Origin of the sequence: Corynebacterium sp. HMSC068H04, assembly GCF_001811255.1 — a bacterium.
Lineage (GTDB): Bacteria > Actinomycetota > Actinomycetes > Mycobacteriales > Mycobacteriaceae > Corynebacterium > Corynebacterium hesseae.
The window spans coordinates 70500-93823 of record NZ_KV804019.1 but is presented as its reverse complement, the minus strand read 5'-3'; the positions used below and the strand labels follow the sequence as shown (position 1 = coordinate 93823).

Annotated in this window: 18 protein-coding genes; 15 read left to right on the top strand and 3 right to left on the bottom strand. The window is 62.8% G+C overall.

Annotation, left to right across the window (positions count from 1 at the left end; translation table 11 throughout):
• Positions 1–43: 43 nt before the first annotated feature.
• From HMPREF2792_RS09725 to HMPREF2792_RS09660, 14 genes are all read left to right on the top strand, one after another.
• Complete coding sequence (locus HMPREF2792_RS09725; protein WP_070533234.1) at positions 44–1570, top strand: alanine/glycine:cation symporter family protein; 1527 nt, start codon at positions 44–46, stop codon at positions 1568–1570.
• Positions 1571–1879, top strand: coding sequence for an acylphosphatase (locus HMPREF2792_RS09720; RefSeq protein ID WP_070533232.1), 309 nt, complete (start codon positions 1571–1573; stop codon positions 1877–1879).
• 10 nt (positions 1880–1889) lie between these two features.
• Complete coding sequence (gene smc, locus HMPREF2792_RS09715) at positions 1890–5393, top strand: chromosome segregation protein SMC (protein ID WP_070533230.1); 3504 nt, start codon at positions 1890–1892, stop codon at positions 5391–5393.
• 74 nt (positions 5394–5467) lie between these two features.
• Complete coding sequence (ftsY, locus tag HMPREF2792_RS09710; protein ID WP_070533227.1) at positions 5468–7324, top strand: signal recognition particle-docking protein FtsY; 1857 nt, start codon at positions 5468–5470, stop codon at positions 7322–7324.
• 188 nt (positions 7325–7512) lie between these two features.
• Positions 7513–10494, top strand: a complete 2982-nt coding sequence (locus tag HMPREF2792_RS09705; protein WP_070533226.1) for a DUF4040 family protein — start codon at positions 7513–7515, stop codon at positions 10492–10494.
• Positions 10491–10928, top strand: a complete 438-nt coding sequence (locus HMPREF2792_RS09700; protein WP_070519992.1) for a sodium:proton antiporter — start codon at positions 10491–10493, stop codon at positions 10926–10928. The genes HMPREF2792_RS09705 and HMPREF2792_RS09700 overlap by 4 nt, the downstream gene beginning before the upstream one ends.
• Positions 10929–12470 carry a monovalent cation/H+ antiporter subunit D family protein gene (locus HMPREF2792_RS09695; RefSeq protein WP_070519994.1) on the top strand — a complete coding sequence of 514 codons (1542 nt, stop codon included), beginning with the start codon at positions 10929–10931 and terminating at the stop codon, positions 12468–12470. It begins immediately after the preceding gene.
• Complete coding sequence (locus tag HMPREF2792_RS09690; RefSeq protein ID WP_070533224.1) at positions 12471–13025, top strand: monovalent cation/H+ antiporter subunit E; 555 nt, start codon at positions 12471–12473, stop codon at positions 13023–13025.
• A 14-nt stretch (positions 13026–13039) separates the two neighbouring features.
• Complete coding sequence (locus tag HMPREF2792_RS09685) at positions 13040–13312, top strand: cation:proton antiporter (RefSeq protein WP_029158995.1); 273 nt, start codon at positions 13040–13042, stop codon at positions 13310–13312.
• A 4-nt stretch (positions 13313–13316) separates the two neighbouring features.
• Complete coding sequence (locus tag HMPREF2792_RS09680; RefSeq protein ID WP_070533222.1) at positions 13317–13685, top strand: Na+/H+ antiporter subunit G; 369 nt, start codon at positions 13317–13319, stop codon at positions 13683–13685.
• 127 nt (positions 13686–13812) lie between these two features.
• Entirely contained in the window at positions 13813–14151 is a 339-nt protein-coding gene (locus HMPREF2792_RS09675) for a P-II family nitrogen regulator (protein ID WP_070533220.1), read from the top strand.
• A gap of 3 nt (positions 14152–14154) precedes the next feature.
• Positions 14155–16254, top strand: coding sequence for a [protein-PII] uridylyltransferase (locus tag HMPREF2792_RS09670; protein WP_070533218.1), 2100 nt, complete (start codon positions 14155–14157; stop codon positions 16252–16254).
• Positions 16255–16303: 49 nt separating this feature from the next.
• Positions 16304–17908, top strand: coding sequence for a signal recognition particle protein (gene ffh / locus HMPREF2792_RS09665; RefSeq protein WP_070533216.1), 1605 nt, complete (start codon positions 16304–16306; stop codon positions 17906–17908).
• A gap of 98 nt (positions 17909–18006) precedes the next feature.
• Complete coding sequence (locus HMPREF2792_RS09660) at positions 18007–19113, top strand: TIGR04053 family radical SAM/SPASM domain-containing protein (RefSeq protein WP_083306429.1); 1107 nt, start codon at positions 18007–18009, stop codon at positions 19111–19113.
• A 9-nt stretch (positions 19114–19122) separates the two neighbouring features.
• Here HMPREF2792_RS09660 and HMPREF2792_RS09655 read toward each other — a convergent pair whose 3' ends face one another.
• Positions 19123–21384 carry an acyltransferase family protein gene (locus HMPREF2792_RS09655; protein WP_070533213.1) on the bottom strand — a complete coding sequence of 754 codons (2262 nt, stop codon included), beginning with the start codon at positions 21382–21384 and terminating at the stop codon, positions 19123–19125.
• Between the two features lie 294 nt (positions 21385–21678).
• Between HMPREF2792_RS09655 and rpsP the strand changes: the two genes are divergently transcribed.
• A complete protein-coding gene (gene rpsP, locus HMPREF2792_RS09650) occupies positions 21679–22188 on the top strand; it encodes a 30S ribosomal protein S16 (protein ID WP_070520013.1) in 510 nt (169 codons plus the stop codon).
• 43 nt (positions 22189–22231) lie between these two features.
• On the opposite strand, the gene HMPREF2792_RS09645 is transcribed toward rpsP, so the two are convergent.
• Both HMPREF2792_RS09645 and HMPREF2792_RS09640 read right to left on the bottom strand, forming a co-directional pair.
• On the bottom strand, positions 22232–22900 hold the full coding sequence (locus HMPREF2792_RS09645) for a TetR/AcrR family transcriptional regulator (protein ID WP_070533211.1): 669 nt from the start codon (positions 22898–22900) through the stop codon (positions 22232–22234).
• A 23-nt stretch (positions 22901–22923) separates the two neighbouring features.
• Positions 22924–23322 (bottom strand): cupin domain-containing protein, encoded by a 399-nt coding sequence (locus HMPREF2792_RS09640; RefSeq protein ID WP_070533209.1) that lies wholly within the window; start codon positions 23320–23322, stop codon positions 22924–22926.
• Between the last annotated feature and the right edge of the window lie 2 nt (positions 23323–23324).

Genomic DNA, 23324 nt, shown 5'->3' with positions numbered 1-23324 from the left:
TCCAACTAGGCCGATGGCGGGGGTTGTCACTAGTGTGTAACGTATGCAAGAAATCTTCAGCACCGTGATCGGTGTCATTAACGACAGCCTGTGGTCCTATGTCCTGCCATGGCTGCTTATCGCTGCTGGCCTTTACTTCGGTATCCGCACCGCTTTGGTGCAGGTCCGCATGGTGCCGGATATGTTCAAAGCGGTCGTCGAAAAGCCCAAGGGGGTCGGCGTCGATGAGGACGCCGATTACGGCGGTATTTCTGCCTTCAAGGCGTTCACCATCTCGGCGGCGTCGCGTGTGGGCACCGGCAACGTCGCGGGTGTGGCCGTAGCAATTTCTGTGGGCGGGCCCGGCGCTGTGTTCTGGATGTGGCTCATCGCCATCCTGGGTGGCGCAACTGCGTTCGTGGAGTCCACGCTGGCCCAGTTGTGGAAGGTCCGCGAGGGGGATACCTACCGCGGCGGCCCGGCCTACTACATGTCCCGCGGTCTGGGCTGGAAGCCCTTGGCAACCATTTTCTCCGTCGCCATCGCCATTACTTTTGGTTGGTTCTACAACGCTTTCCAGACCAACGCTATCTCTGATTCCTTGGCGGCCTCCTTCGGACAGGATTCCGGTGCCTTCAAGGCGGGCGTGGGTATTGCCGTCGTTGCCGTAGCTGGCCTCATCATTATCGGTGGTGTTCAGCGCATCGCCTCGATGACTCAGTTCATCGTGCCGTTTATGGCCGGTGCCTACCTCATCATGGGCTTCATCGTGGTGGTCCTTAACTTTGACAAGGTGCCGGACATGTTTGTCTCCATCGTCGGCTCTGCCTTCGGCTTCCGTGAGGCTGCTGGCGCGACACTGGGCATGGCCATGCTGAAGGGCATCCAGCGCGGCCTGTTCTCCAACGAGGCCGGCGAAGGTTCGGCGCCGAACGCGGCAGCAACGGCGACGGTCTCCCACCCCGTGAAGCAGGGCCTTGTGCAGACCCTCGGCGTGTACTTCGACACCCTGGTGGTGTGTACGATTACTGCCTTCATCATTCTGCTGGGCACCGAGTTCGAGACCTTTGGCTCCGACGCGATTGAGGGCGTGACCCTCACCCAGAACGCGCTGTCCAATGTGGTCGGCGAGTGGGGCATCCACTTCGTCACGTTCATCCTGTTCTTCTTGGCATTCTCCTCGATTCTGGGTAACTACTACCTTGCAGAGTCCAACGTGGAGTACCTCTCCGGGAAGAAGTGGGTACTGTGGGCCTTCCGCCTCATCGTGTTGGCCTTCGTCTTCTACGGCGCGGTGGCCCCGCTGGGTACCGTGTTCGACCTGGCGGATACGGGTGCCGCCATCATGGTGCTGCTCAACGTGTGCGCCATCGTGCCGCTGTGCGGCGTGGCCATCAAGCTGCTGAAGAACTACAACGAGCAGCGCCGCAAGGGCCTGGATCCTGTCTTCCACCGTGATATGCTGCCGGAACTGCAAAACGTCGAGTGCTGGGATGGTACCGATCCTGTGACGCGCCGCAGCGCGGAGGACCGCCGCCGTCTCGATCACGAATTCGACTTGAGCGACCGCACAAACTTGAGGGAGTACTAGATGGCAGACACGGCAGCAGCCTCTGCGGGTCATGAACGCCTCACAGCTTTCGTACTTGGCCACGTCCAAGGCGTGGGCTTTCGCTGGTGGACGCGTTCCCGGGCCCTCGAACTAGGGCTGGCTGGGCACGCGACGAACCTTCAGGACGGACGCGTCCAGGTGGTTGCTGAAGGCCCGCGAGCTGACTGCGAGAAGCTGCTGTCCTTGCTGCGCGAAGAACCATCAACCACGCGCCGCCCGGGCGTTGTGAACGCCGTGGTGGAGCAGTGGGCCGCACCGCGCGGTGAGTCGGGCTTTATCGAGCGCTAAACTAAGTCGAATGCACCTCAAATCGCTCACGCTCAAGGGATTCAAGTCTTTTGCGTCCGCGACGAACCTGAAATTCGAGCCCGGTATCTGTGCCGTGGTGGGCCCGAATGGCTCGGGTAAATCTAACGTCGTCGACGCACTGGCGTGGGTCATGGGTGAAGGCAGCGCCAAGACGCTGCGCGGCGGCAAGATGCAGGACGTCATCTTTGCCGGCGCCGGTGAGCGCAAGGCCCTTGGCCGCGCTGAGGTCACACTGACCATCGATAACTCCGATGGCGCATTGCCCATCGAGTACTCGGAGGTCTCCGTCACCCGCCGCATGTACCGGGATGGCGCGAGCGAGTATGAGATCAATGGGTCAAAGGCCCGCCTCATGGATATCCAAGAGCTGCTGTCGGATTCCGGCATTGGCCGCGAGATGCACATCATCGTGGGCCAAGGAAAACTGGCGGAGATCCTGGAGTCCCGACCAGAAGATCGTCGCGCTTATATTGAGGAAGCTGCGGGCGTGCTCAAGCACCGCCGCCGCAAGGAAAAGGCGCAGCGCAAGCTCACGGGCATGCAGGCCAACCTGGACCGCCTGCAAGACCTGACCGATGAGCTGGGAAAACAGCTCAAGCCGCTGGCCCGCCAGGCGGAGGCCGCCCAACGCGCAGCCACTGTGCAAGCGGATTTGCGCGATGCTCGCCTGCGCCTCGCCGGTGACCGTGTGGTCAGGTTGCGTGCCACGTTCGAGGATGCCGAGAAACGCGCTGTGGTGCTCGCCGAGCAGGTCGAGGTAGTCACGGCGCAGCTGGAAGAGGCCACGGAAATTCAGCTCGAGGTAGAGGCCGAGTTGGGGGATGTCACTCCGCGCGCGGAGGCCGCGCAGAAGTTGTGGTTCGAGCTATCGACGCTGAGCGAACGCATCTCTGCCACGCAGCGTATTGCGGCCGAGCGCGCCAGCAACGTCGGATCCCAGGTGGCCTATGCCGGCCAGGATCCGGAGGAGCTGGAGGCGCGCGCCCGGCGTGCCGACGAGGAGCACGACGAGCTGCTGGCCGCTGCCGAAGAAGCGGCGGAGCGCTTGGAATCGATCCGGGAGGAAGTGGCTGAGCGCCGGGAAGCCTTCGAGGCCGCGGACAAGGAGCACATGGCGCAGCTGCGCGCCATTGCGGATCGCCGCGAAGGCGTGGTCCGCCTCATCGCGGCCGAGGAAAACCTGGCGGGTCAGGTAAGCTCCGCGGAATCTGAGTTGGCGCGCCAGGAAGAAACCCTGGCGAACACGAAAGCGCGCACCAGGGGAGCGCAGGCGGAGGCCGATGAGGTAGCGGACAAACTAGAGCACCTGGCTGCCGAGCGTGAGCCGCTGGAAGAAGCGCACGTGCGCGCGGCCAGCGAGTCCGCCGCGGCCGATAAACGCTTGGAGCAGCTGCGCGATGCCCAGCGGGAGCGCGAGCGCACCGTGTACAGCCTGCGAGCCAGGATCGATACGCTGGGCCAGACCGCTCCGGAAGCGCTCGAGCTGGGGGAGGGTTTTAAGCCTCTCGCGGAGTTCATCTCTACGCGTTATGAAACGGCCGTCGCGGCGGCACTCGGTTCCTTCGCGGAGGCGCAGGCCGGCGCGGTGAGTGGGGACATCGTGGGTGATCTCGCTGAGGCGAGCCGCACTCCGTTGATCGACGTCTCCACGGAACCTACCGGTTCAGCCTGGCGCCTTGATGCGGACTTGCCCTCCGGTGCTAGCTGGTTGCTCGACCAGATGGTCTTGGTCCCGGAAGTATCGGCGGCGGTGACACGGTTGCTCTCCGACGTCGTTCTGGTGGATGACTATGCCGCGGCCCGCGAGCTCATTGCTGAAGATCCGCGCCTGCGGGCCGTCACCGCCGAGGGCTTGCTGGTTGGTGAAGGCTGGGTCGAGGCCGGAACTGGTGCCGTCTCCACGGTCGAGGTGAGCGGCCAGATTACAGAAGCCGAGCAACAGTTGGAAACCGCCACCCACGAGCTGGAGGAGCTATCAGGCACGCTGGAAGGCGCGAAGCTAGCCGCCGATGATGCCCGGGTAGGCGCGGCGAGCGCTAAGGCCACGCTGCGCGAGCACGATCACGAGCTCGAGGCGTGGAAGCGCGACCACCAGCGCTTGCTCAAACAGTACGAGGCAAACAAGGCTGAGCACGAAAAGGCCGCCGCCCGCGCCACGGATATCGAGGTGCAGCTGGCCCGCCTGCGCAAAGAACTGGCGGAGGCTCGTGACCGCTTGTCGCGCGTGGACGCCGATGAGCAAGCGGATGAACCTTCCTCGGTGGAACGCGATGCAGCCTCGGCCGCCCTTGAACAGGTCAAGGCCATGGAGGTAGAGGCTCAACTGGCGGCCCGCAGCGCGGAGGAAAAGGTAGGCCAGGCAGCCGGCAAGGGAGAGGCCCTGCGGCGCCAAGCCCAGCATGAGCGCCAAGCTAAGGCACGCCACGATCAGGCGATGGCCCGCCGGCAGGCGCAGGCGCGGTTGGCGGGGGCCGTCGACAAGCATGCCCAGGACCTAGCCGCCCGCACTACGCAGGCACTTGAGCGCGCAGCTGAGGAACGCGATGAGCTAGTGACCCAGCGCGGCGTGCTGCAGGGGCGTGCGCAGTCGGCGAAGCAGGCGGTCTCCGCAACCCGCCAGCAGCTCGATCGCCTGACCGATTCCGCGCACAACTCGGAGATTGCCCGCAGCCAGGCGCAGGTGCGCGTGGATGAGGCCGAGGGCAAGATCGTGGAGCAGCTGGGCATTGCGATCCCCGACCTGCTCAAGGGCTACACGCCGGGCGAGGGCTTCGATCGTTCCGCCGAGACCAAGCGGTTGAAGCAGGCCGAGAAGGACCTCAACTCCTTGGGCAAGGTGAACCCGCTGGCCTTGGAGGAGTACAAGGCGCTGGAGGAGCGCTATAGCTTCCTGTCCACGCAGCTCGATGACGTGATTCAGGCGCGCAAGGATTTGGCCGGAGTCATTGAGGACGTTGACGCGCAGATCTTGCAGCTGTTCACGGATGCCTGGCACGACGTGGAGGCGGAGTTCCCCAAGGTCTTTCAAACGCTTTTCCCCGGCGGCGAGGGCCGGCTCATCCTTACTGAGCCGGATGACATGCTGGCCACCGGCATCGAGGTGGAGGCCCGCCCGCCGGGCAAGAAGGTCAAGCGCCTGACGCTGCTGTCGGGCGGCGAGAAGTCACTGACCGCGCTGGCGATGCTCGTGGCTATTTTCCGCGCGCGCCCCTCACCGTTCTACGTCATGGATGAGGTGGAGGCCGCGCTGGACGACGTCAACCTGCGCCGCCTCATCGCCCTCTTCGAGGAGCTGCGCAAGGATTCTCAGCTCATCGTCATCACTCACCAGAAGCCAACGATGGACGTGGCCAACGTCCTTTACGGCGTGACGATGCGTGGTGATGGTGTCACACGCGTGATTTCACAGCGCATGACCCGTGCGGGTGAGGCGCCGGGCACGGCTCAGGCGGCGGAGGACGCCACGCGCCTTGGCGTGGATGCTCCGCGCTAACGGCGCGGTGCCAGACCGAGGCTTTCGCCCTCCTCATCGTGCCGGGCGCGAACAACCCTGGCACTATGGAGGGCATGAATACTACTTTTCTGTGGATTGCGATAGCAGTCATCGTCCTGATTCTGCTGGTGGTCTTGTTCATCGTCCTGGGCAAGAAGCGCGGCGAGTCGAAGAAGGTCTCCTTTGAAAAGCCCGCAGAGGAGCCGAAGGAGCTGACCCAGCAGCAGAAGTCCGGCAACTACCAGGCCAAGTCTGGTTTTAATTTTGCCCCGGCCGGCGGCGGCGCTACCAAGGAACCCGTGCCTGCGGCTAAGACTGAGAAGCCCGCACCGGCTGAGCCCAAAGCTCAGCCGCAAGCGGAGAAGAAGTCTGAGCAGCGTGATGCCACCGAGTTAGCGAACGCTCAGCTCAAGGGTGAAGAGGAGACACCGAAGGCAGCGAAGCCTGCGGCGGAACCGACACCTAAGGCAGAAACCAAGCCGGAACCTGTTGCAGACGCGAAGCCGGTGAGCGCGCCGGAACCGGCTGCACAGAAGGAGCCGGCAAAGGAAGAAGAAGAGAAAGATTCTTCCGCTGGCCTAGCCGCTGCAGGAGCTGCGGGCGTTGCTGCCGCTGGTACTGCTGCTTCCGGCGCCGCTGCCGTTGAGAAGGACGAAGAGGACACAGAGGAAGCTGTCCCGGCCACCGAATCGGAGATTGCTGAACCGGAGCCGGTAGTCGAAGCCCCGAAGGTAGAAGGGGAGGCCCCGGAAGAACCTGAGGTTCCGGCTGAGGAGGTGGCTTCTGCTCAGTTTGAGGCCGAAGAAGAGACAGCGGCAGAGGTAGAAGAAGTAGAAGCCGATACAGAAGCAGAAACGGATGCAGCGGCAGAGGAAGCCGCTGCGGCGGCGGGGGCGCAGGCGGCGTCGGCAAGCGCGGCGCTCGAGGCTGAGCCCGAGGAGCTGGAAGTTTCCGAGGATGCCGAGGTCGTTGAGGCCCCGGCAGCCCAGCCGCAGGAGGACATCGCGCCGGCCGCCGGCCGTTTGGGCAAGCTGCGTGGGCGCCTGTCCCGCTCGCAGAACGCCATCGGCCAAGGCCTCATGGGTATTCTTTCCGCTGGTGATCTGGATGATGATGCCTGGGAGGAAATCGAAGACACCCTCATCATGGCTGATCTGGGCACCAAGTCCACGATGAAAGTCACCGACTCCCTGCGCGAGAAGATCGCTGAACGCGGCGTGAGCTCCGAGGCGGAAGCACGCGCCATGCTGCGCGAGGCACTCATCGAGGTTGGCCATCCGGAGATGGACCGCTCCATCAAGGCCATGCCGAACGACGGCAAGCCTGCCGTCATCATGGTCGTTGGCGTCAACGGCACCGGCAAGACCACTACGACGGGCAAGCTCGCGCGCGTGCTCGTGGCGATGGGCCACAACGTTTTGCTCGGCGCGGCGGATACCTTCCGTGCGGCGGCAGCTGATCAGCTCGAGACCTGGGGCCGCCGCGTAGGCGCATCGACGGTGCGTGGCAAGGAAGGCGCGGACCCGGCCTCCGTGGCCTTCGATGCCGTCGCCGCTGGTGTGGACCAGGGCGTGGACGTGGTTCTCATCGATACCGCTGGGCGTCTGCACACCTCCGTTGACCTCATGGACCAGCTGGGAAAGGTCAAGCGCGTGGTGGAGAAGAAGACCGAGGTCGACGAGGTCCTGCTCGTCCTGGACGCGACGGTGGGGCAGAACGGCCTGACGCAGGCGCGCATCTTCCGCGACGTTGTCGACATCACCGGTGTTGTCCTGACCAAGCTCGATGGCACGGCAAAGGGCGGCATTGTCTTCCAGGTTCAGGAAGAACTGGGTGTGCCGGTCAAGCTCGTGGGCCTTGGCGAAGGAGCCGATGACCTCGCGCCGTTCGAGGTTGAGGGATTCGTCGATGCCTTGCTAGGGGAGAAGTAAGACCTTATAGATCCCTGGGCTATACCTAAGTTCTTTCGAGACGCAGCGCCTCCATTGTGAGGCGCTTTCGTCGTCTCCGTCCCATTAAAGATGTGCTTTGGGGGAGGTCACAATGGTAGTCTAGGACAGTCCTGTCTATGTGAGGCTGAGTTTTCAGCCCTAACAACGGTTCGTGAGGCTACTCTTTCGTGACACTCTTGTATGTCGTCCTCCTCGCAGCTGTCGCAGTGGCGCTAGCACCGGTAACCGTCAAGGTTGCTGATCGCGCAGCCGGCTACCCGCTAGCCGGCATTTTTATTATCGCCGCGGCACTGTTGGCTAAAGAATTTCCGGCACTGGCCCGTGGCGAAGAACTGTCCTATTCCGTGACGTGGGTGCGTGACGTTATCGCGCCGGGCGTCGATGTGAACCTCGCCTTCCGCGGCGATGCGCTGGGCGTTTTCTTTGCGATGTTGGCTCTCGTCATCGGCGCGGTGGTTTTCACCTATTCCGCTGCCTACCTGCCCAAGGGGAAAGGCAACGTCAGCTTTTATGTGCTGATGACCGCGTTTACGCTGTCGATCCTCTTGCTCGTGCTGGCTAATGACGTCGTCGTGCTCTTCCTGGCGTGGGAGCTGGTATCGCTGGCTTCGTTCATGTTGATCGCACGCAGCGGCAAGTCCGGTGAGGCCGGTTCGCAGCGCACGCTCATTCTGACCTTCATCGGCGGCCTCACCTTGCTGACAGGTGTGGCGATTGCCGCAACGGCTGCGGGGACGACGAACCTGGAGGACATCCTCGCCTCCGACGTATGGGCCGAGCGCCCAGGCCTGACCACGGGGGTTGCCATTCTCATTGCAGCCTCGGCATTCACCAAGTCCGCGCAGTTCCCCTTCCACTTCTGGCTGCCGGAGGCCATGGCGGCTGCCACGCCGGTCTCGGCCTTCCTGCACGCGGCGGCCGTGGTCAAGGCCGGTGTCTACCTGCTGATTCGTTTCTCCACCATCTTCCACGACGTTGCGGCGTGGAACTGGCTGCTCATCGTCGCCGGTATGGGCACCGCCGTAATGTCTGCGGTCTTCGCCGTGCAGAAGACGGACCTGAAGAAACTGACTGCTTATTCCACCGTGTCCCACCTGGGATGGATCGTGGCCACGATTGGTGTGGGCACCCCCTTCGCCATCGCGGCGGCGCTCGTGCACACGCTGGCACACGCGCTGTTTAAGTCCTCCATCTTCATGCTCATTGGCGTGATTGACCATGAGGCTGGTTCACGTGATATCCGCCGCCTCGGCGTGCTGTGGAACAAGATGCCGTGGACCTTCGGCTCCATGCTCATCGGCGCTGCCTCCATGGCCGCGGTCCCGCCGCTCTTCGGCTTCGTGTCGAAGGAAGGCATGCTGACCGCTTTCGAGGACGCGCCCATCGGATCGGCCGGACAGGTGCTCTTGCTCATCGTTGCGGGCGTGGGTGCGTTCTTCACGTTTACCTACTCCGCCAAGATCATCTTTGGTGCTTTCTTCGACGGCCCGCGCGATATGTCGAAGGTCCACGAGGCGCCGGTGCGGTTGTGGCTGCCCGCGGCTCTTCCCGGCGTGATGTCGGTGCCGATCATCTTCGTCATGGGCGCGCTCGATGGGCCGCTTGATGACGTCGTGGCGGCCATCGGCATGGAGGGGCATTCTCACCTTGCTCTGTGGCACGGTCTCAACGTCCCGCTGTTTATTTCCGTCGTGGTGCTCATCGCTGGCGTCGTCGGTTTGTTCTTCCGCACGCCGCTGTGGACCGCGATGGAGGAGCGCCAACTGTTGCCGCGCACTGGTAACCAAATCCTCAAGTGGATTCAGGACGTGTGCGCAGCCTTCGGCCGCTTCGTCGGCCGCATGTCGGATACCCACAACCCGTCGAAGCTCATCCTGCCGATTGTCCTCCTCGTCATCATTCTTGCGGGCTCCACTCTGGTGTCGACGGGTGTCGACGGCGTGGCCTTGAACCCGCGCGTGGATGGCCTGGACAACCCGTGGGATCTGCTGCCGCTGGGCATCGTGGCGCTGTCGATGTTTGGTTTGGTTCGTACCCGCAACCGCCTCACGGGTGCGGTCATGATTGGTACTGCGGGTACCGGCGTGACCTTGCAGATGTTCCTGTTGGGTGCACCGGACGTTGCCTTGACTCAGTTCACGGTGGAGGCGCTGTCCGTCATCGTCATGATGATGGTCCTGCGCTACCTGCCGGAGAAATTCCACCCGGTACAGAACACCAACCGCAAGGTTGGCTCCATCGTGGTGGCGGTGCTCGCGGGTATCACCGCATTCCTCGGTGTGTGGGCGCTGATGGGCCGCCACGAGCGCTCCGACTTGTCCATGTGGTACCTCAATAACGCCCCAGACATCACTGGCGGCGATAACGTCGTGGCCACCATCATCGTGGAGTTCCGTGCACTCGATACCCTGGGTGAGCTGTCGGTGCTTGGCATGGCCGCCGTGGTGATTGCCGCGGTCACGTCGACGCTGCCTCGCTTCCCGTTTACCTCCGGTACGCGTCCGGCGCCGTTCGGTCAGTCGCAGCTCAACTCGGTTCCGCTGCGCAAGGGAATTTCCATTGCCATCCCGATTCTGGTGGTCATGTCCTTCATCGTGTTCTACCGCGGGCACCAGGCTTCCGGCGGCGGCTTCCCGGCTGCTCTCATCATGGGCGCGGCCATCGGCCTGACGTATCTCTCTCGCGGCACCGATGAGATTGTCTTCGGCCGTATGACTCCAATTCACCTCACCGGCGTGGGCATCATCGTTGCGCTGACGGCTGGATTCATCGGCTACATTCCGACTTCGCACGGCTCCGGTGGTTTCTTGACTGCCATCCACGGCCACGCCCTGGGGCAGCACTGGACCACGTCGCTCATCTTTGACTTGGGTATCTACCTGGCGGTCCTGGGCATGCTCACCATGGCCATCAACGCCCTGGGCGGCTACTTGCGCCCGGGCACTGAGCGGGACTTCCTTCCGTGGGTCCACGACGATGATTCGGCGCTGCCGAACACGCCGCGCGTGGTGATGGAGGACGTCGATGATCCGTACCCCGAATCCATCAACCCATCCTCGGATCCACTGGCCTTGCTCAATGAATCCGAGGCGCGCCACCGCGCGTCTTCGCCCCACCACACTCCGGCTACAGAGGAGAAGAATTCATGATCCTCGCACTGACTATTGCACTGCTCATCGGTAGTGCTGTCTACCTCATTCAGCAGCGCGGCTTGGTCCACATTGTGTTGGGCATGATGGCCTTTGGCCACGGCGCCAACCTCATGCTCTTGGCCACCGGCGTGTACTCCTACCGCGGCGAGTCCTTCCCGTCACAGGTCCCGGCGGACCAAATGGCGGACCCGCTGCCGCAGGCATTCGTTCTGACCGCCGTGGTGATCTCCATGGCCACCTCCACGATTCTGCTGACCATGGCGGCGATGGGCGCCAACGATGACACGGATGTTGTCGAGCCGGTGGATGACAACACCATTGACCACGCCTTCTCCACGCTGGGCCGCGATACCCAAAACCGGGAGATTCTGCAGCGTTCGGCCAACAAGATGGACCGTTTGAAGGAACTTGACCACGAGGGGGAGAAGTAAATGTATGACACTGTAAGCGCTCTTCTTCCGCTCTTCCCAGCGGTTCCACTGGTATCGGCGGCGCTGGCGCTGCTCGCGCCGTGGCACCGCGTGCGCGATGCCATCATGCTCATCGTGCCGGGCGTAGGCATCTTCGCCTCCTTCGCGCTGCTGCTCTACACCATGAACAACGGCGTGGTGGCGCACACGGTGGGCAATTACGTGGGCAACGCGGGTATCGCCTTTGCTGCCGACACCTTCTCGGCTCTCATGCTCATCACGACGATGATCGTGGCCTTCGGCGCCAACTGGTTCGCCATCGTTGGCGGTGAGACCAAGTCGCGCTATTACCCGTCGCTGACCCTTATCCTGATCACCGGCGTGTGCGGCGCCCTGCTCACCGCTGACCTCTTCAACTTCTTCGTGTTCATTGAGGTCATGTTGCTGCCGTCCTACGGCCTCATCACGATGTCGGGCACGTGGTCGCGCCTAGCCGCAGGCCGCGCTTTCGTGCTGGTCAACCTGTTCGCCTCCACACTGCTTGTGGTCGGCGTGGGCTACATCTATTCGGTTACGGGCGTGGTCAACTTGGCGGCGCTGACGGGCGCTGCCGCCGGCAACGGGCCGGTGACGGTGGCCTCCGGCATCATCGTTATCGCCATCGCCGCGAAGGCCGGCGTATTCCCCGTGCAGTCGTGGCTGCCACGCACCTACCCGGGCACGTCGGCTGCCGTCATGGGCCTGTTCTCTGGCCTGCACACCAAGGTCGCGGTGTACATGCTCTACCGCCTGTGGGTGCAGCTCTTTGATATGGACCAGCGGTGGGGGACACTCATCATCGTCATCATGATCATCTCTATGCTGGTTGGCGCTTTCGGCGGCTTGGCTGAAAACTCCATCCGCCGCGTGCTGGGATACCAGATGCTCAACGGTATGCCCTTCATCCTCGTGATGATGGCCTTCACTACCCACGATGCGCAGCGCGCGTTGGCTGCCGGCATTCTCTACACGATTCACCACATGCTCACGGTGGGCTCCCTCATCTTGGCCTCCGGTGCCATCGAGGAGACGTACGGTACGGGCAGGCTCAACAAGCTTTCTGGCTTGGCGCGCCGTGATCCGATTATCGCGTGGATCTTCGCCGCCGGTGCCTTCTCCGTCGTGGGCTTCCCGCCTTTCTCCGGTATGTGGGGCAAGGTCCTCATCGTCGCGGAAATCGCCCGTACCGGCGGGGGATGGGCCTGGACCGTTATCGCGGTGATTATCATCGCCTCCTTCGCAGCGTTCCTGGCCATGTTGCGCGTGTGGCGCCGCGTCTTCTGGGGCAAGGACCTGCCCAAGGAGAAGGTGCCCGATGAACTTGTGATTCGCAAGAAGCTGATGGCTCCCTCGGCGGCGTTGATCTTGGGCTCGCTGACCATGTTCATCCTGTCCGGGCCGGTCATTAGTGTCACCATGGAGGCATCGGAGGATTTGTTGGACACGGAGGCCTACGCACACGCAGTGCTTGGCGACGACCCCGTAGCCCTACCCGATATCGACTCCCTTCAGGAGGGCCGTTAAATGAAGAGTGCTGTGCATGCAGTTGTCTACGCTCTGTGGCTCATTAAGGAGATCTTCGTCGCGGGCTTTTCGCTCGCCATGGAATCCTTCAAGCCGAATAACAACTATCGCCCAGTGGTGCTTCGGTACCCCTTGCGTGTGACGAGCGCCTGGGAGATCTTCTGGTTCACCTCGTCCATTACCGCAACGCCGGGCACCTTGTCGTTGGGTTTGCGCGAGCCGGTTGCCGAAGGCCTTCCGCGCATCGTGCTGGTTCAAGCCGTGATGGGCGATGACCCGGCCAGCGTCATGGCGGACCTCGCGGACATGGAGGAGCGCCTCGCACCACGAGTGAAGGGCATCGATTATGGCGTGCCTGGCCAGGGACCGACGGAGGAGCTCGCCCCAACGTTCTACGAGTATCCGCTGGATACGCTGGGCCGCCATATGCGCGCTCCCGATATCGCGAAGACCGACGATACCCCGCTGGCAGCGAACGACGTGGAGAAGTATTCCGTGTGGCCGCTGCGGCAGGTCGTGCCGGGTAAGGACGCCCGAAAGGATGATAAGAAGTGATTGATTTTTCCTCGATGAGCGCCTTTCAATGGGTTGTCTTTGTCTGTGTGTTCCTCATTGGTGCATCGGTGTGCTCGGCGTTGGTGTTGGCGTTGCGGTCCCGCGATGAGCTCACCCGCACCGTGATGAGTGACATGGTCTTCTACGGCATGATGTGCATGTACTTTGCGTGGGCCATGACTAACCACGCGTCCATCGTCTACGACATCGCGATGCTCGCAGGCATCGCGGCGGGCGTGCTGCCGACGTTGTCGATGGCCCGCATCATCTCGAAGGGCAGGAGGTAAAACCATGACTATCGCGGAGATTATTGCTTCGGTTCTGCTGGTTGTGGCCACGGTCCTGGTTATCGCGACGGCCATCGCTTTGTGGCGAGCGCCCGATGCCTTGACCCGCGTCAACTTGCTGGGGCCGACGGTTGGTTTGGCTGTCCCGCTTCTGCTCGTGGCGAAACTGGTCGTTGACTTTGCCGAGAACGGGTTCTCGCTGTGGTCGCTGGTCCGTGTCCTCATTGCTTGTTTCGGCGTGTGGATCATCGGTTCGGTGGGCTCTTTTTACATGGGCCGTTCCATCTACGGTGTGACCGTCACTGATGTGAAGTACGCCAAGCGTATGCGCAAGCGTGCACAGACCGTCGAGGCCTCCGAGGAGGAGGTTTAGCGCGAACTTTGGAAGTTCGTCTATGGCGCATGGGGCTTCGCACCGCCGCCACACCCACGACGCTAGGATTAATCCTGCACCAACCGTCCAGCCGCGGGTCGACACCGCCGGAGCTAAGGAGTAACAGATGAAGCTCATCACTGCCATCGTCAAACCGTTCACGCTGCCGGACATTCGCGAGGCCCTCGAACAGCACGACGTACACGGCCTGACGGTGACCGAGACCCAAGGATTCGGCCAGCAGCGCGGCCACAGTGAGGTCTACCGCGGCGCCGAGTACGCCACCGATTTCGTGCCCAAGGTCAAGCTCGAGGTGGTGACCTCTGACGAACAGGTGGAGGACATCGTATCCACCATCGTCGACGCCGCCTACACCGGCAAAATCGGTGACGGCAAGATCTGGATCACTCCTGTTGAGGACGTCATCCGCGTGCGCACCGGCGAGCGCGGCGAGGCGGCCCTGTAACACGTGTCTACGGCCGCTCAACTGCGTGAGGACGCTTATGCCTCGGCGATGCGCCTCACGCAGTCCCTGCAGCTTCCGCCCAGGTGTGCGCTTGCCGCTACCGGTTCCTTCGCGCGCCGCGCGATGACCCCTTTTTCGGATCTTGACCTCATTCTCCTTCACCCGGACGGCACGGAGCTGCCCGAGGAAGTCGTTTCCGAGGTCTGGTATCCCATCTGGGACGCCAAGTATCGGCTCGATTATGCAGTGCGCACCCCGCGCGAATTCGGCGCCATCGCCGGTTCCGATCCCGCCGCCGGCTTCGCGCAACTCGATCTGGCCTTCGTTGCCGGAGACAAGCAGCTGGTGGATTCCACCCGCGCCCAGGTCTATGCCTCGTGGCGCCGCCTGTTGCAGAGCAATTTCGATGCCTTCGTTGATCTAGCCATCGCGCGCTGGCGTCGCTCCGGCACCTTGGCCACGATGACCCACCCGGATATTAAGAATGGGCGCGGCGGTCTGCGCGATATCCAATTCCTCCGGGCCCTCGCCTTAGGAAACCTCGCGGACGCCCCAGCGCTCGAGGAGGAGCAGGCCCTGCTTCTCGACGTCCGCACGCTCCTCCACGTCACCGCCCGCCGCCACCGCGACATCCTCGACCCAGAATTCGCCGCGGAGATCGCACACGAACTGGGCTTTGCCGACCGCTATGAATTATCAGCGGCCGTCGTCACCGCCGCCGCGGCGGTGGATAGGGCCGTCGAGAGGGCGCTCGCGACGGCTAGGGGAGTGGTGGCCAAGCGCAGCCACAACCGCACACGCAAACCCCTCGACAACGGTGTCGTGGATGTGGGCGGCGAAATCAGGCTCGCCCGCACCGCAGACCTCGACGAGCCGTGGCTACTCCTGCGCGTCGCCGCCGCTGCGGCCCGATCGGGCAGGAGCGTGCCCGCCCACGTTTGGGAACAACTACGCGAGCTGCCAGACCTGCCGCAGCGCTGGCCCGCGGGAGCAACGGATGCCTTCTTCAGCCTGTTGTCCTCACCGCTCAATACCCCGCGCCTTATCCAGGAAATGGACGCCCATGGCTTGTGGGAGCGAGTCGTTCCGGAGTGGGAGCACATCCGCGGAATGCTGCCTCGGGAGCGCACGCACGCTCATACCGTGGACTATCACTCCATCCTTACCGTCGCTCGGTGCGCCGAAGCCCGCACGTCCGTAGCGAGGCCCGATCTGCTGCTCTTGGTGGGGCTCTACCACGACATCGGCAAAGGCTACGGCCGCCCGCACGAACTCGTGGGAGCGGAGATGGTGGCGCGCGCAGCCGCCAAGCTCGGCCTCGACCTAGCGGATCGCTCCCGCGTGCAAACCGTGGTGGCAGAGCACACGACTCTGGCACGCATCGTCTCCCGCACCGATCCTTTCTCCGACGAAGCCCGCGATGAGCTTCTCGAAGCCGTGCGTTATGACTACCTGACCCTGGCGCTCCTCGTCGTGCTCGCCCGCACCGATGCCGAATCCACCGGCCCAGGCGTGTGGAACCGCAGGCTCGAGAATGGAATCGAGGCGGTCAGCGCCCGCGCTTTTGCGCAGCTGGAGGCCCTGAGTCCGGTGCGGCCGCTGGTGGCCGTTGACCGCGACATCGGCCTGCGCCACAACCCGGAGGATGATAGCTTCACCGTCCTGTGGCGCGGCAGCTACCAGCGGGAGGCCGTGCGCCCACTAGCGCTTATCGCTGCCTTGGGATGGAACATTCTGTCCTCGCGCTTGGTGCGCACGGAGGAGGGCTACGCCGGCGAGTTCGATATCCGCGCGCTCCACGGCGCCATCGATCTCGCGACGGTGGAGGAGCGCTTGGTGCAGTCTTATAAGTCCGGAACCTATACCGTGCTGCCCGATTTCGTACCGGGACCTGCAACCGCCATGTGGACCAGAGGCGTCTTCGAGCTCAGAATCGATGACTACCCGGGTACCCTCGGACACGTGCTCGCGCTGCTTCCGGAGTGTGAGTGGCTATCCACGACCACGCCGGGCGCTACGATGGTGCTTCACGCCGTGCCGCTTGGCGACGTCCCCCGTGCCACCCTCGTCCGGAATGTGACCCAAGCACTGGTCAACGGCTAAGCTGGGGAAGTTATAAATTTATCCACGATAGTTGAGGGAGCACTCTAACGTGTTTGAGTCTTTGTCTGACCGCTTGCAATCAGCCCTGTCCGGCCTGCGCGGCAAGGGCAAGCTGACCGAGGCGGACATCAACGCCACAGCGCGCGAAATCCGCCTTGCGTTGCTGGAGGCGGACGTCTCGCTCAACGTCGTGCGCGGCTTCATCAAGCGCATCAAGGAGCGCGCCGCCGGCGCCGAAGTTTCTGAGGCACTGAACCCGGCGCAGCAGGTAGTCAAGATCGTCAACGAGGAACTCATCGAGATCCTCGGCGGCGAGACCCGCCGCCTGAACCTAGCCAAGAATCCGCCGACGGTCATCATGCTCGCCGGCCTCCAAGGTGCTGGTAAGACCACCTTGGCGGGCAAGCTGTCCAAGCACCTGGCTTCCAAGGGGCACACCCCGATGCTGGTGGCCTGTGACCTCCAGCGCCCGGGTGCGGTGCAGCAGCTGCAGATCGTCGGCGAGCGCGCCGGGGTCGATGTCTACGCTCCGGATCCGGGCACCTCCCTGGATTCCCACGAGCATGAGATGGGTACCTCGCACGGGGATCCGGTGGACGTCTCCAAGCGCGGCATTGAGGAAGCCAAGCGCACGCAGCACGATATCGTCATCATCGATACCGCCGGCCGCCTCGGCATCGATGAAACCCTGATGACGCAGGCCCGCAATATCCGCGACGCCGTCAACCCGGACGAAGTCCTCTTCGTCATTGACTCCATGATCGGCCAGGATGCCGTGCAGACTGCCGAGGCCTTCCGCGACGGCGTCGACTTCACCGGCGTCGTTCTGACCAAGCTGGACGGCGACGCCCGCGGTGGTGCAGCCCTGTCCATCCGTGAGGTGACCGGCAAGCCCATCATGTTCGCCTCCACCGGTGAGAAGCTCGATGACTTCGATGTCTTCCACCCGGAGCGCATGTCCTCGCGCATCCTGGGCATGGGTGACCTGCTGACGCTTATCGAGCAGGCGGAGTCCAAGCTGGATCAGTCCAAGGCGGAGGAAGCCGCCAAGAAGATGGGCTCCGGCGAGATGACGCTCAATGACTTCTTGGACATGATGCTCATGGTCCGCAACCTGGGGCCGATGGGCAACCTGCTCAAGATGATGCCGGGCGGTAACAAGATGAACCAGATCGCCGACATGGTCGACGAGAAGCAGCTCGACCGCATCCAGGCCATCATCCGCGGTATGACCCCGGAGGAGCGCGAGAACCCGAAGATTCTCAACGCTTCGCGCCGCAAGCGTATTGCGCTGGGCTCTGGTGTAGCTGTCTCTGACGTCAACCAGCTCATCGAGCGTTTTACCGAAGCCAAGAAGATGATGTCCCAGATGGCCGGCCGTTTCGGCATTCCGGGCATGGGCGGCGGGCGCTCGGCTACCAAGAAAAAGCCGAAGGGCCGCAAGGGCAAGAACGGCAAGCGCAAGCCGCCGAAGCGTCGCGGTGGCGGCGGCATGCCAGGCATGGGCGGCGGTATGCCGTCGATGCAGGAGCTGCAGAAGATGCAGGAGCAGCTCGGCGGCGGCATGCCCGGGCTAGGCGATATCAAGATGCCGAAGGGCATGGAGAATATCGACCTCAACAACCTGGACTTTGGCCAAGGCAAGAAGAAGTAGGCGATTACCCACGCGACATTTTGTCCGACTAAAGTTGGATAAAACTGTTCTCGCGTGGAAAGGTCCTCACTGTGAAGGCCAGCCCTGTGGTGCGCCAGATGCGCCACGACATCACTACCAAACCGTTCATCGCCATCTGGGAGGTCACCCGTGCCTGCCAGCTGGTGTGCCAGCACTGCCGGGCCGACGCCCAGCACGACCCCGCACCGGGCCAGCTCACTACCGCCGAAGGCAAGGCGCTGCTGGATTCCCTGGCCAGCTACGACAAGCCACGCCCGCTCGTGGTGCTCACGGGAGGGGATCCGTTTGAGCGCGGCGACCTGGAAGAGCTCACCGCCTACGGCACGTCCCTGGGACTCAACGTGTCGCTTTCGCCGTCGGTCACGCCCCGTTTGACGCGCGAGCGCCTCGAGGGCCTGCGCGCGGCGGGAGGGTCCGCGCTGTCGCTTTCTCTCGACGGCGCGAGCGCTGCAACCCACGACTACTTCCGCGGCTTCTCCGGCATCTTCGACCGCACGATTGAGATGGCCAGCGTGGTCACCGACGTGGGCTTCCGCCTCCAAATCAACTCCACCATCACGAAGAACAACGTCCATGAGGCCCCGCAGCTGTTGGAGCGGGTTATCGAGATGGGTGCCAAGCTCTGGAGCGTGTTCTTCCTCGTACCCACCGGCCGCGGTACGGGCTTGGAGGCGCTGACCCCGCAGGAGCGCGAGGACGCGATGCAGTGGCTGCACAGCGTGTCCACGCGGATTGCCATTAAGACCACGGAGGGGCCGCAATATCGGCGCATCGTCCTGCAAGCCCAGCGGGGAGAGAAGTACGAGGGCGGCGAACTGTACCGCTTCCTTACCGCGGAGACCGAGCGGATTTTGGGCCCCGATCCCCACACGCGCCGCCCGCGGCCGCCGATGGCCATCAACGCGGGTTCCGGCTTCGTCTTCATCGACCACGTGGGGGACGTCTACCCGAACGGCTTCCTGCCGCTGCACTGCGGCAACGTCAAGAGTCACCTACTGCCGGACATCTACGCCAACTCGCCAGTGTTTAAGAAGCTTAGGGATCCCAACGCGTGGAGCGGCAAGTGCTCCGTGTGTGAGTTTGCTTCTGTGTGTGGCGGCTCGCGGTCCACGGCTTTTGCCATGACGGGCGACCCGCTCGCGTCGGACCCCACCTGCGCCTACGTGCCCGAAGCTCTGCGCTAGCGGCGGCTACTAGATGGCCTCGCCCGCAGGGAAGGCAGGGTAGGGGACCGGGTTGGCGGGAGTCGGCGCCGCCGGGGTGGACGGTGCTGGGCCCGCCTTCGTCGTGGAGGTAGACGTGGCGGTTTCCGGGGGCTGCTGTTGGACGGTCTCGCCATTGAGGAACGGGGTGATCGCTTCACGGATGAGCGGGATGGCCGAATCCGCGAATGCCGTGGTGAAGTGGTGCATATCGCGATACACCATGATATTGCCGATGATGACCGGGCAATCGCCATTGGCATCGCAGAACCACTTCGAGGTGTCTACGGCCAGCATGTTCTTGTACTGGGAGAGGGCCTCTGCGCCCGGATCGTAGGGCGCATAAACCTCCTCGAAGCGCATACCGCACCCGAGGGAATCCTGGGTGGCCACGTAGCACTCATCAAACTGGCGGCCATTGCCGTGCTCGTCGAATCCCCACGGGTTATCGCGGAAACCGAGGAAAGGAATATCGTGCTTGGCCAGTTCGTCCCAGAAGGCCTGATATCCCGGCGGGACGGCGTCCGGGCCGTGGCCTAGGGCCTGCCCGGGGCGTGTCGAGTTCGACACCACGAGGGCTGGGTCCGCGTCGATGATGCGCTTGACCACTTCCTTGCTCCACTCGGCGCAGGATGGCTTGACGCTGAGCTCATCGCCCAACTCGATGGGGCAACCCACGCGGGTGAGCGGCACCAGCTTGAATCCCATCTCGCGGCCCAAGTGATCCAGGGCTGAGGAATACTGCTCCGCGTGCGAACCGCCCACCAAGTAGACCTCAACGTCGGAGTTGACGTCGCCGAAGACACACGGCGTTACGCCGTCCTTTTGCGTCTCGATGAAATAGTCCGACGGCTCCTGCTCTGGAATGAAGCACCAGTTATCGGCAACCGGTGGCTGGATGCCGCGCGCGAGAATCGGATCGGGCTTGATTTCGACGTTCTCAGGCGGGGTGATGTTCTCAATGAAGGTCGTTGCCCCAGGGTAGAGCTGCGGATCAAGAATCTCTTGGTTTGCCTCCTGGAGGCTGCGCTGCCACAGCGGCTGAACGGCCACGAGCGCAACGGTGCACGCCGCGACGACAACTCCACCGACGCCGCGGAGGGCACCAGTCCGGGTGCGGAGGTCGGCGAGGCCGCGGTGGACGGGGAGGTCGTCGGCAAGCGGGCGTTTGCGGTGCTGGCGCAGGGGCTTCTCGACGAATCTGTGCGTCACATCCGCCAAGCCCAGCGACACCGCGATGATGATGGCTCCGAGCCACCATGGAGGGGTTTCATAGCCGAGGGCGGCGGTGGAGATGATGAGGAGCGGCCAGTGCCACAGGTAGAGCGGGTAGGCGATATCACCGAGCCAACGGGAGGGGCGAACCGTCAGCACCCGTGAGAAGGAACCACCGGAACCAATAATGATGAGCACCGCGCCGCCGATGGGCAGAAGCGACAGCGGGCCCGGGAAAGCCAAGCTGTCGGAGATGAGCATGCCGGTGCCAGCCAGGGCGGCTAGGCCGAGGGCGGTGGCGACGTTGGACAAATGTTGCGGCATCTTTAGGCGCGAGCCGTAGATGACGAGGACCGCGCCCAAGGTTAGCTCCCACGCGCGAGACCACGTGGAGTAGTAATTCTCAGGGGTCCCGTAGAGACCGTCGCGCGAGGCGTAGGCAAAAGAGGCGACGGTGATCACGAGGAGGATCGGGCCGGCGATAGAATTTACGGAGGGGAAGCGCTGCGCCTTAAGCCCCGACTTCTTCGGGCGCAACCGCATAAAAGCGGCCAGGCCCAGGGCAAAAAAGATGCCCATGAGATAGAACTGCCCCTGGACCGCCATGGACCACATGTGCTGCAGCGGCGACGTGGTTGCAGAGGCAGCAGCGTAGTCGGCGTTTTGCCGTGCTAGCTCCCAGTTTTGGTAGTAAAAGACTGTCGCCGTGATCTGCTTGGTGAGCTCGGTGTTCATGAGCTTCGGGGTAAATATCCGAACAAGCACATAGCTCACACCGATGACGAGCACGAGGGCAGGTGCCAACCTGCGCAGTGTGCGCCAGATGGGCCACCACGGGTTCAGGGAGGCGTTCGGCCGCGCGGCATAGCGCAGCTGCGAGCCCAGGAAGAAGTACCCGGACAGGAGGAGGAAGACATCGACGCCACCGGAAACACGACCGACGAAGACGTGGTATAAAACAACCAAAGCGATCGCGATGCCGCGGAGGCCATCGAGGTCGTAGCGGTAGCGGAATGTAGATGGGGCTTGTTTATTCATAAAAAGAGGTTTGTGTGGCAGCGAAATAACCGCATTACAGGCTACCCCTTTCGCGGGGTAAGGCCTAACCATGCAAGCGGTAGGGGGGATTTCCTTTTTTGCGTGCGTACCGCTAAAATCATTGGGGTTGTCCATGTGCAGCATGGAGGACACCTAAAACTTCATTTCTGCGTAACGCCGGTACCGCCCACGGACGGCCGGCATGTCACGCGCAGGATAAATCCAAGGGTTGAACCGGCGCGCCACCAAGCGGCGCGTGTCTGAACTGCCCGGTGACTAGAAAAGGAGCCAATCATGGCCGTTAAGATCAAGCTGCAGCGTATGGGTAAGATCCGCAACGCTGAGTACCGCATCATTGTTGCTGATGCACGCACCCGCCGCTCCGGCAAGGCTATCGAGAACATCGGTATCTACCAGCCGAAGCAGGAGCCGTCCCTGATCCAGATCGATTCCGAGCGCGCTCAGTACTGGCTGGGTGTCGGCGCACAGCCGACCGAGCCGGTTCTCGCACTGCTCAAGGTGACCGGTGACTGGCAGAAGTTCAAGGGCCTGCCGGGCGCAGAGGGCACCCTGAAGGTTGCTGAGCCGAAGCCGTCCAAGCTGGATCTCTTCAACGCCGCTCTGGCTGAGGCCAACAATGGTCCGACTATCGAGGCCATCACCGAGAAGAAGCGCAAGGCCAAGGAAGAGGCTGAGGCAAAGGCTGCCGCTGAGAAGGCTGCTGAGGAAGCCGCTGCCGCTGAGGCTGCAAAGGCAGAGGAAGAGGCTGCTGAGGCTGACTCCGCTGAGGAGTCCGCAGAGTAAACTACTCGCCTAACAGAAACTCCCCGCTGGTGCGGGGAGTTTTCTAGTTTTGCGGGGCGGCGGGGCGTGCTTCTAAGGGGTTCTCGAAATCCAAACCGCGGATAGCAGAAGCGATGACCGACTGCGCAATCCTTTCCATCGATTCTTCCGATACTGATGCCAAGTGGCCGCTCAAACACAACACCGTAAAGCCGTGTACCGTGGACCAGCCAGCAAGACAATTTTGCATCATGAATTGCCGGTTAGGCTCCTGCCCAATGTAGCGTGCGTACTGCTCCATGTAGTCATAGAAGTTGAACGTGGCCTGGACCCGCGGATCCTCTCCCGGCCCCTCGGCGGCCGCAGCCAGCGCACCAGGGATGTCAAAGCCGCTCGTGGCCATCATGCACTCAAAGAAGCTTTGCTCCTCCAAGGCATAGTGGTAGTAGGCAAAGCCAGCCGCCATCATCTTGTCGACAATGCTTCCCTCGGTATTCTCGAAGGCCTCACTCAGCTTGGTAATGAGTTCGAAGGTGGCGACGTCTGCGACGGCGTCGAGAAGCGCGGCCTGATCCTTGAAGTGGCGGTAGGCGGCGGTGGGGGAGACGCCGACCGCGCGCGTCGCCGCGCGAATCGTTACTGCCTCCGGTCCGCCCTCCCGGCCGAGCTTGATGGCCTCCTGGAGGATCTCTTCATGCAAATTTCCATGGTGGTAAGGCTTAGAACTACTCACAATCTAAGAATAGTACTAAAAGTCTAGACATTCACGCCAGTGTTTGGCGTCAACATTGTGAGCAGCATTAGCGCAGGTTGATCGCTGCAGGACACCGCATGTGGGACATACGCTGGAAGGTGTACGATGCGCCCGGGAACGAGCACGTGCTCTTCATCTCCGCAACTAAAAGTCACCGCGCCCTGTAGCACCTGGACGGTGATGGGGTGCGCGGCTTTGTGATCGGGCAGGACCTGCCCGGGCAAGAATGAAAAGAGGATGAGGTTCGCTCCGTCGGCACTGAGGACTCGCTTAACGGCTGGTCTCGGGAGCGATGGGCTCGGCTTAGGGGTCTCATCGAGCAAATTTAGCGTTGTGAGCGCGGCGCTGTCATGGGTGGCGGCACCAAAGGTGGTTGCATCATTGATCGGAAGCTCAGTCATGC

Excerpts from the sequence above, each read along its gene's own strand:
- HMPREF2792_RS09690 (WP_070533224.1), top strand. The coding sequence starts at position 12,471 with ATGAAGAGTGCTGTGCATGCAGTTGTCTACGCTCTGTGGCTCATTAAG.
- HMPREF2792_RS09725 (WP_070533234.1), top strand. The coding sequence starts at position 44 with ATGCAAGAAATCTTCAGCACCGTGATCGGTGTCATTAACGACAGCCTG.
- HMPREF2792_RS09695 (WP_070519994.1), top strand. The coding sequence starts at position 10,929 with ATGTATGACACTGTAAGCGCTCTTCTTCCGCTCTTCCCAGCGGTTCCA.
- HMPREF2792_RS09680 (WP_070533222.1), top strand. The coding sequence starts at position 13,317 with ATGACTATCGCGGAGATTATTGCTTCGGTTCTGCTGGTTGTGGCCACG.
- ftsY (WP_070533227.1), top strand. The coding sequence starts at position 5,468 with ATGAATACTACTTTTCTGTGGATTGCGATAGCAGTCATCGTCCTGATT.
- HMPREF2792_RS09660 (WP_083306429.1), top strand. The coding sequence starts at position 18,007 with ATGCGCCACGACATCACTACCAAACCGTTCATCGCCATCTGGGAGGTC.
- HMPREF2792_RS09655 (WP_070533213.1), bottom strand. The coding sequence starts at position 21,384 with ATGAATAAACAAGCCCCATCTACATTCCGCTACCGCTACGACCTCGAT.
- smc (WP_070533230.1), top strand. The coding sequence starts at position 1,890 with ATGCACCTCAAATCGCTCACGCTCAAGGGATTCAAGTCTTTTGCGTCC.
- HMPREF2792_RS09640 (WP_070533209.1), bottom strand. The coding sequence starts at position 23,322 with ATGACTGAGCTTCCGATCAATGATGCAACCACCTTTGGTGCCGCCACC.
- HMPREF2792_RS09700 (WP_070519992.1), top strand. The coding sequence starts at position 10,491 with ATGATCCTCGCACTGACTATTGCACTGCTCATCGGTAGTGCTGTCTAC.
- HMPREF2792_RS09720 (WP_070533232.1), top strand. The coding sequence starts at position 1,571 with ATGGCAGACACGGCAGCAGCCTCTGCGGGTCATGAACGCCTCACAGCT.
- HMPREF2792_RS09685 (WP_029158995.1), top strand. The coding sequence starts at position 13,040 with ATGAGCGCCTTTCAATGGGTTGTCTTTGTCTGTGTGTTCCTCATTGGT.
- HMPREF2792_RS09675 (WP_070533220.1), top strand. The coding sequence starts at position 13,813 with ATGAAGCTCATCACTGCCATCGTCAAACCGTTCACGCTGCCGGACATT.
- rpsP (WP_070520013.1), top strand. The coding sequence starts at position 21,679 with ATGGCCGTTAAGATCAAGCTGCAGCGTATGGGTAAGATCCGCAACGCT.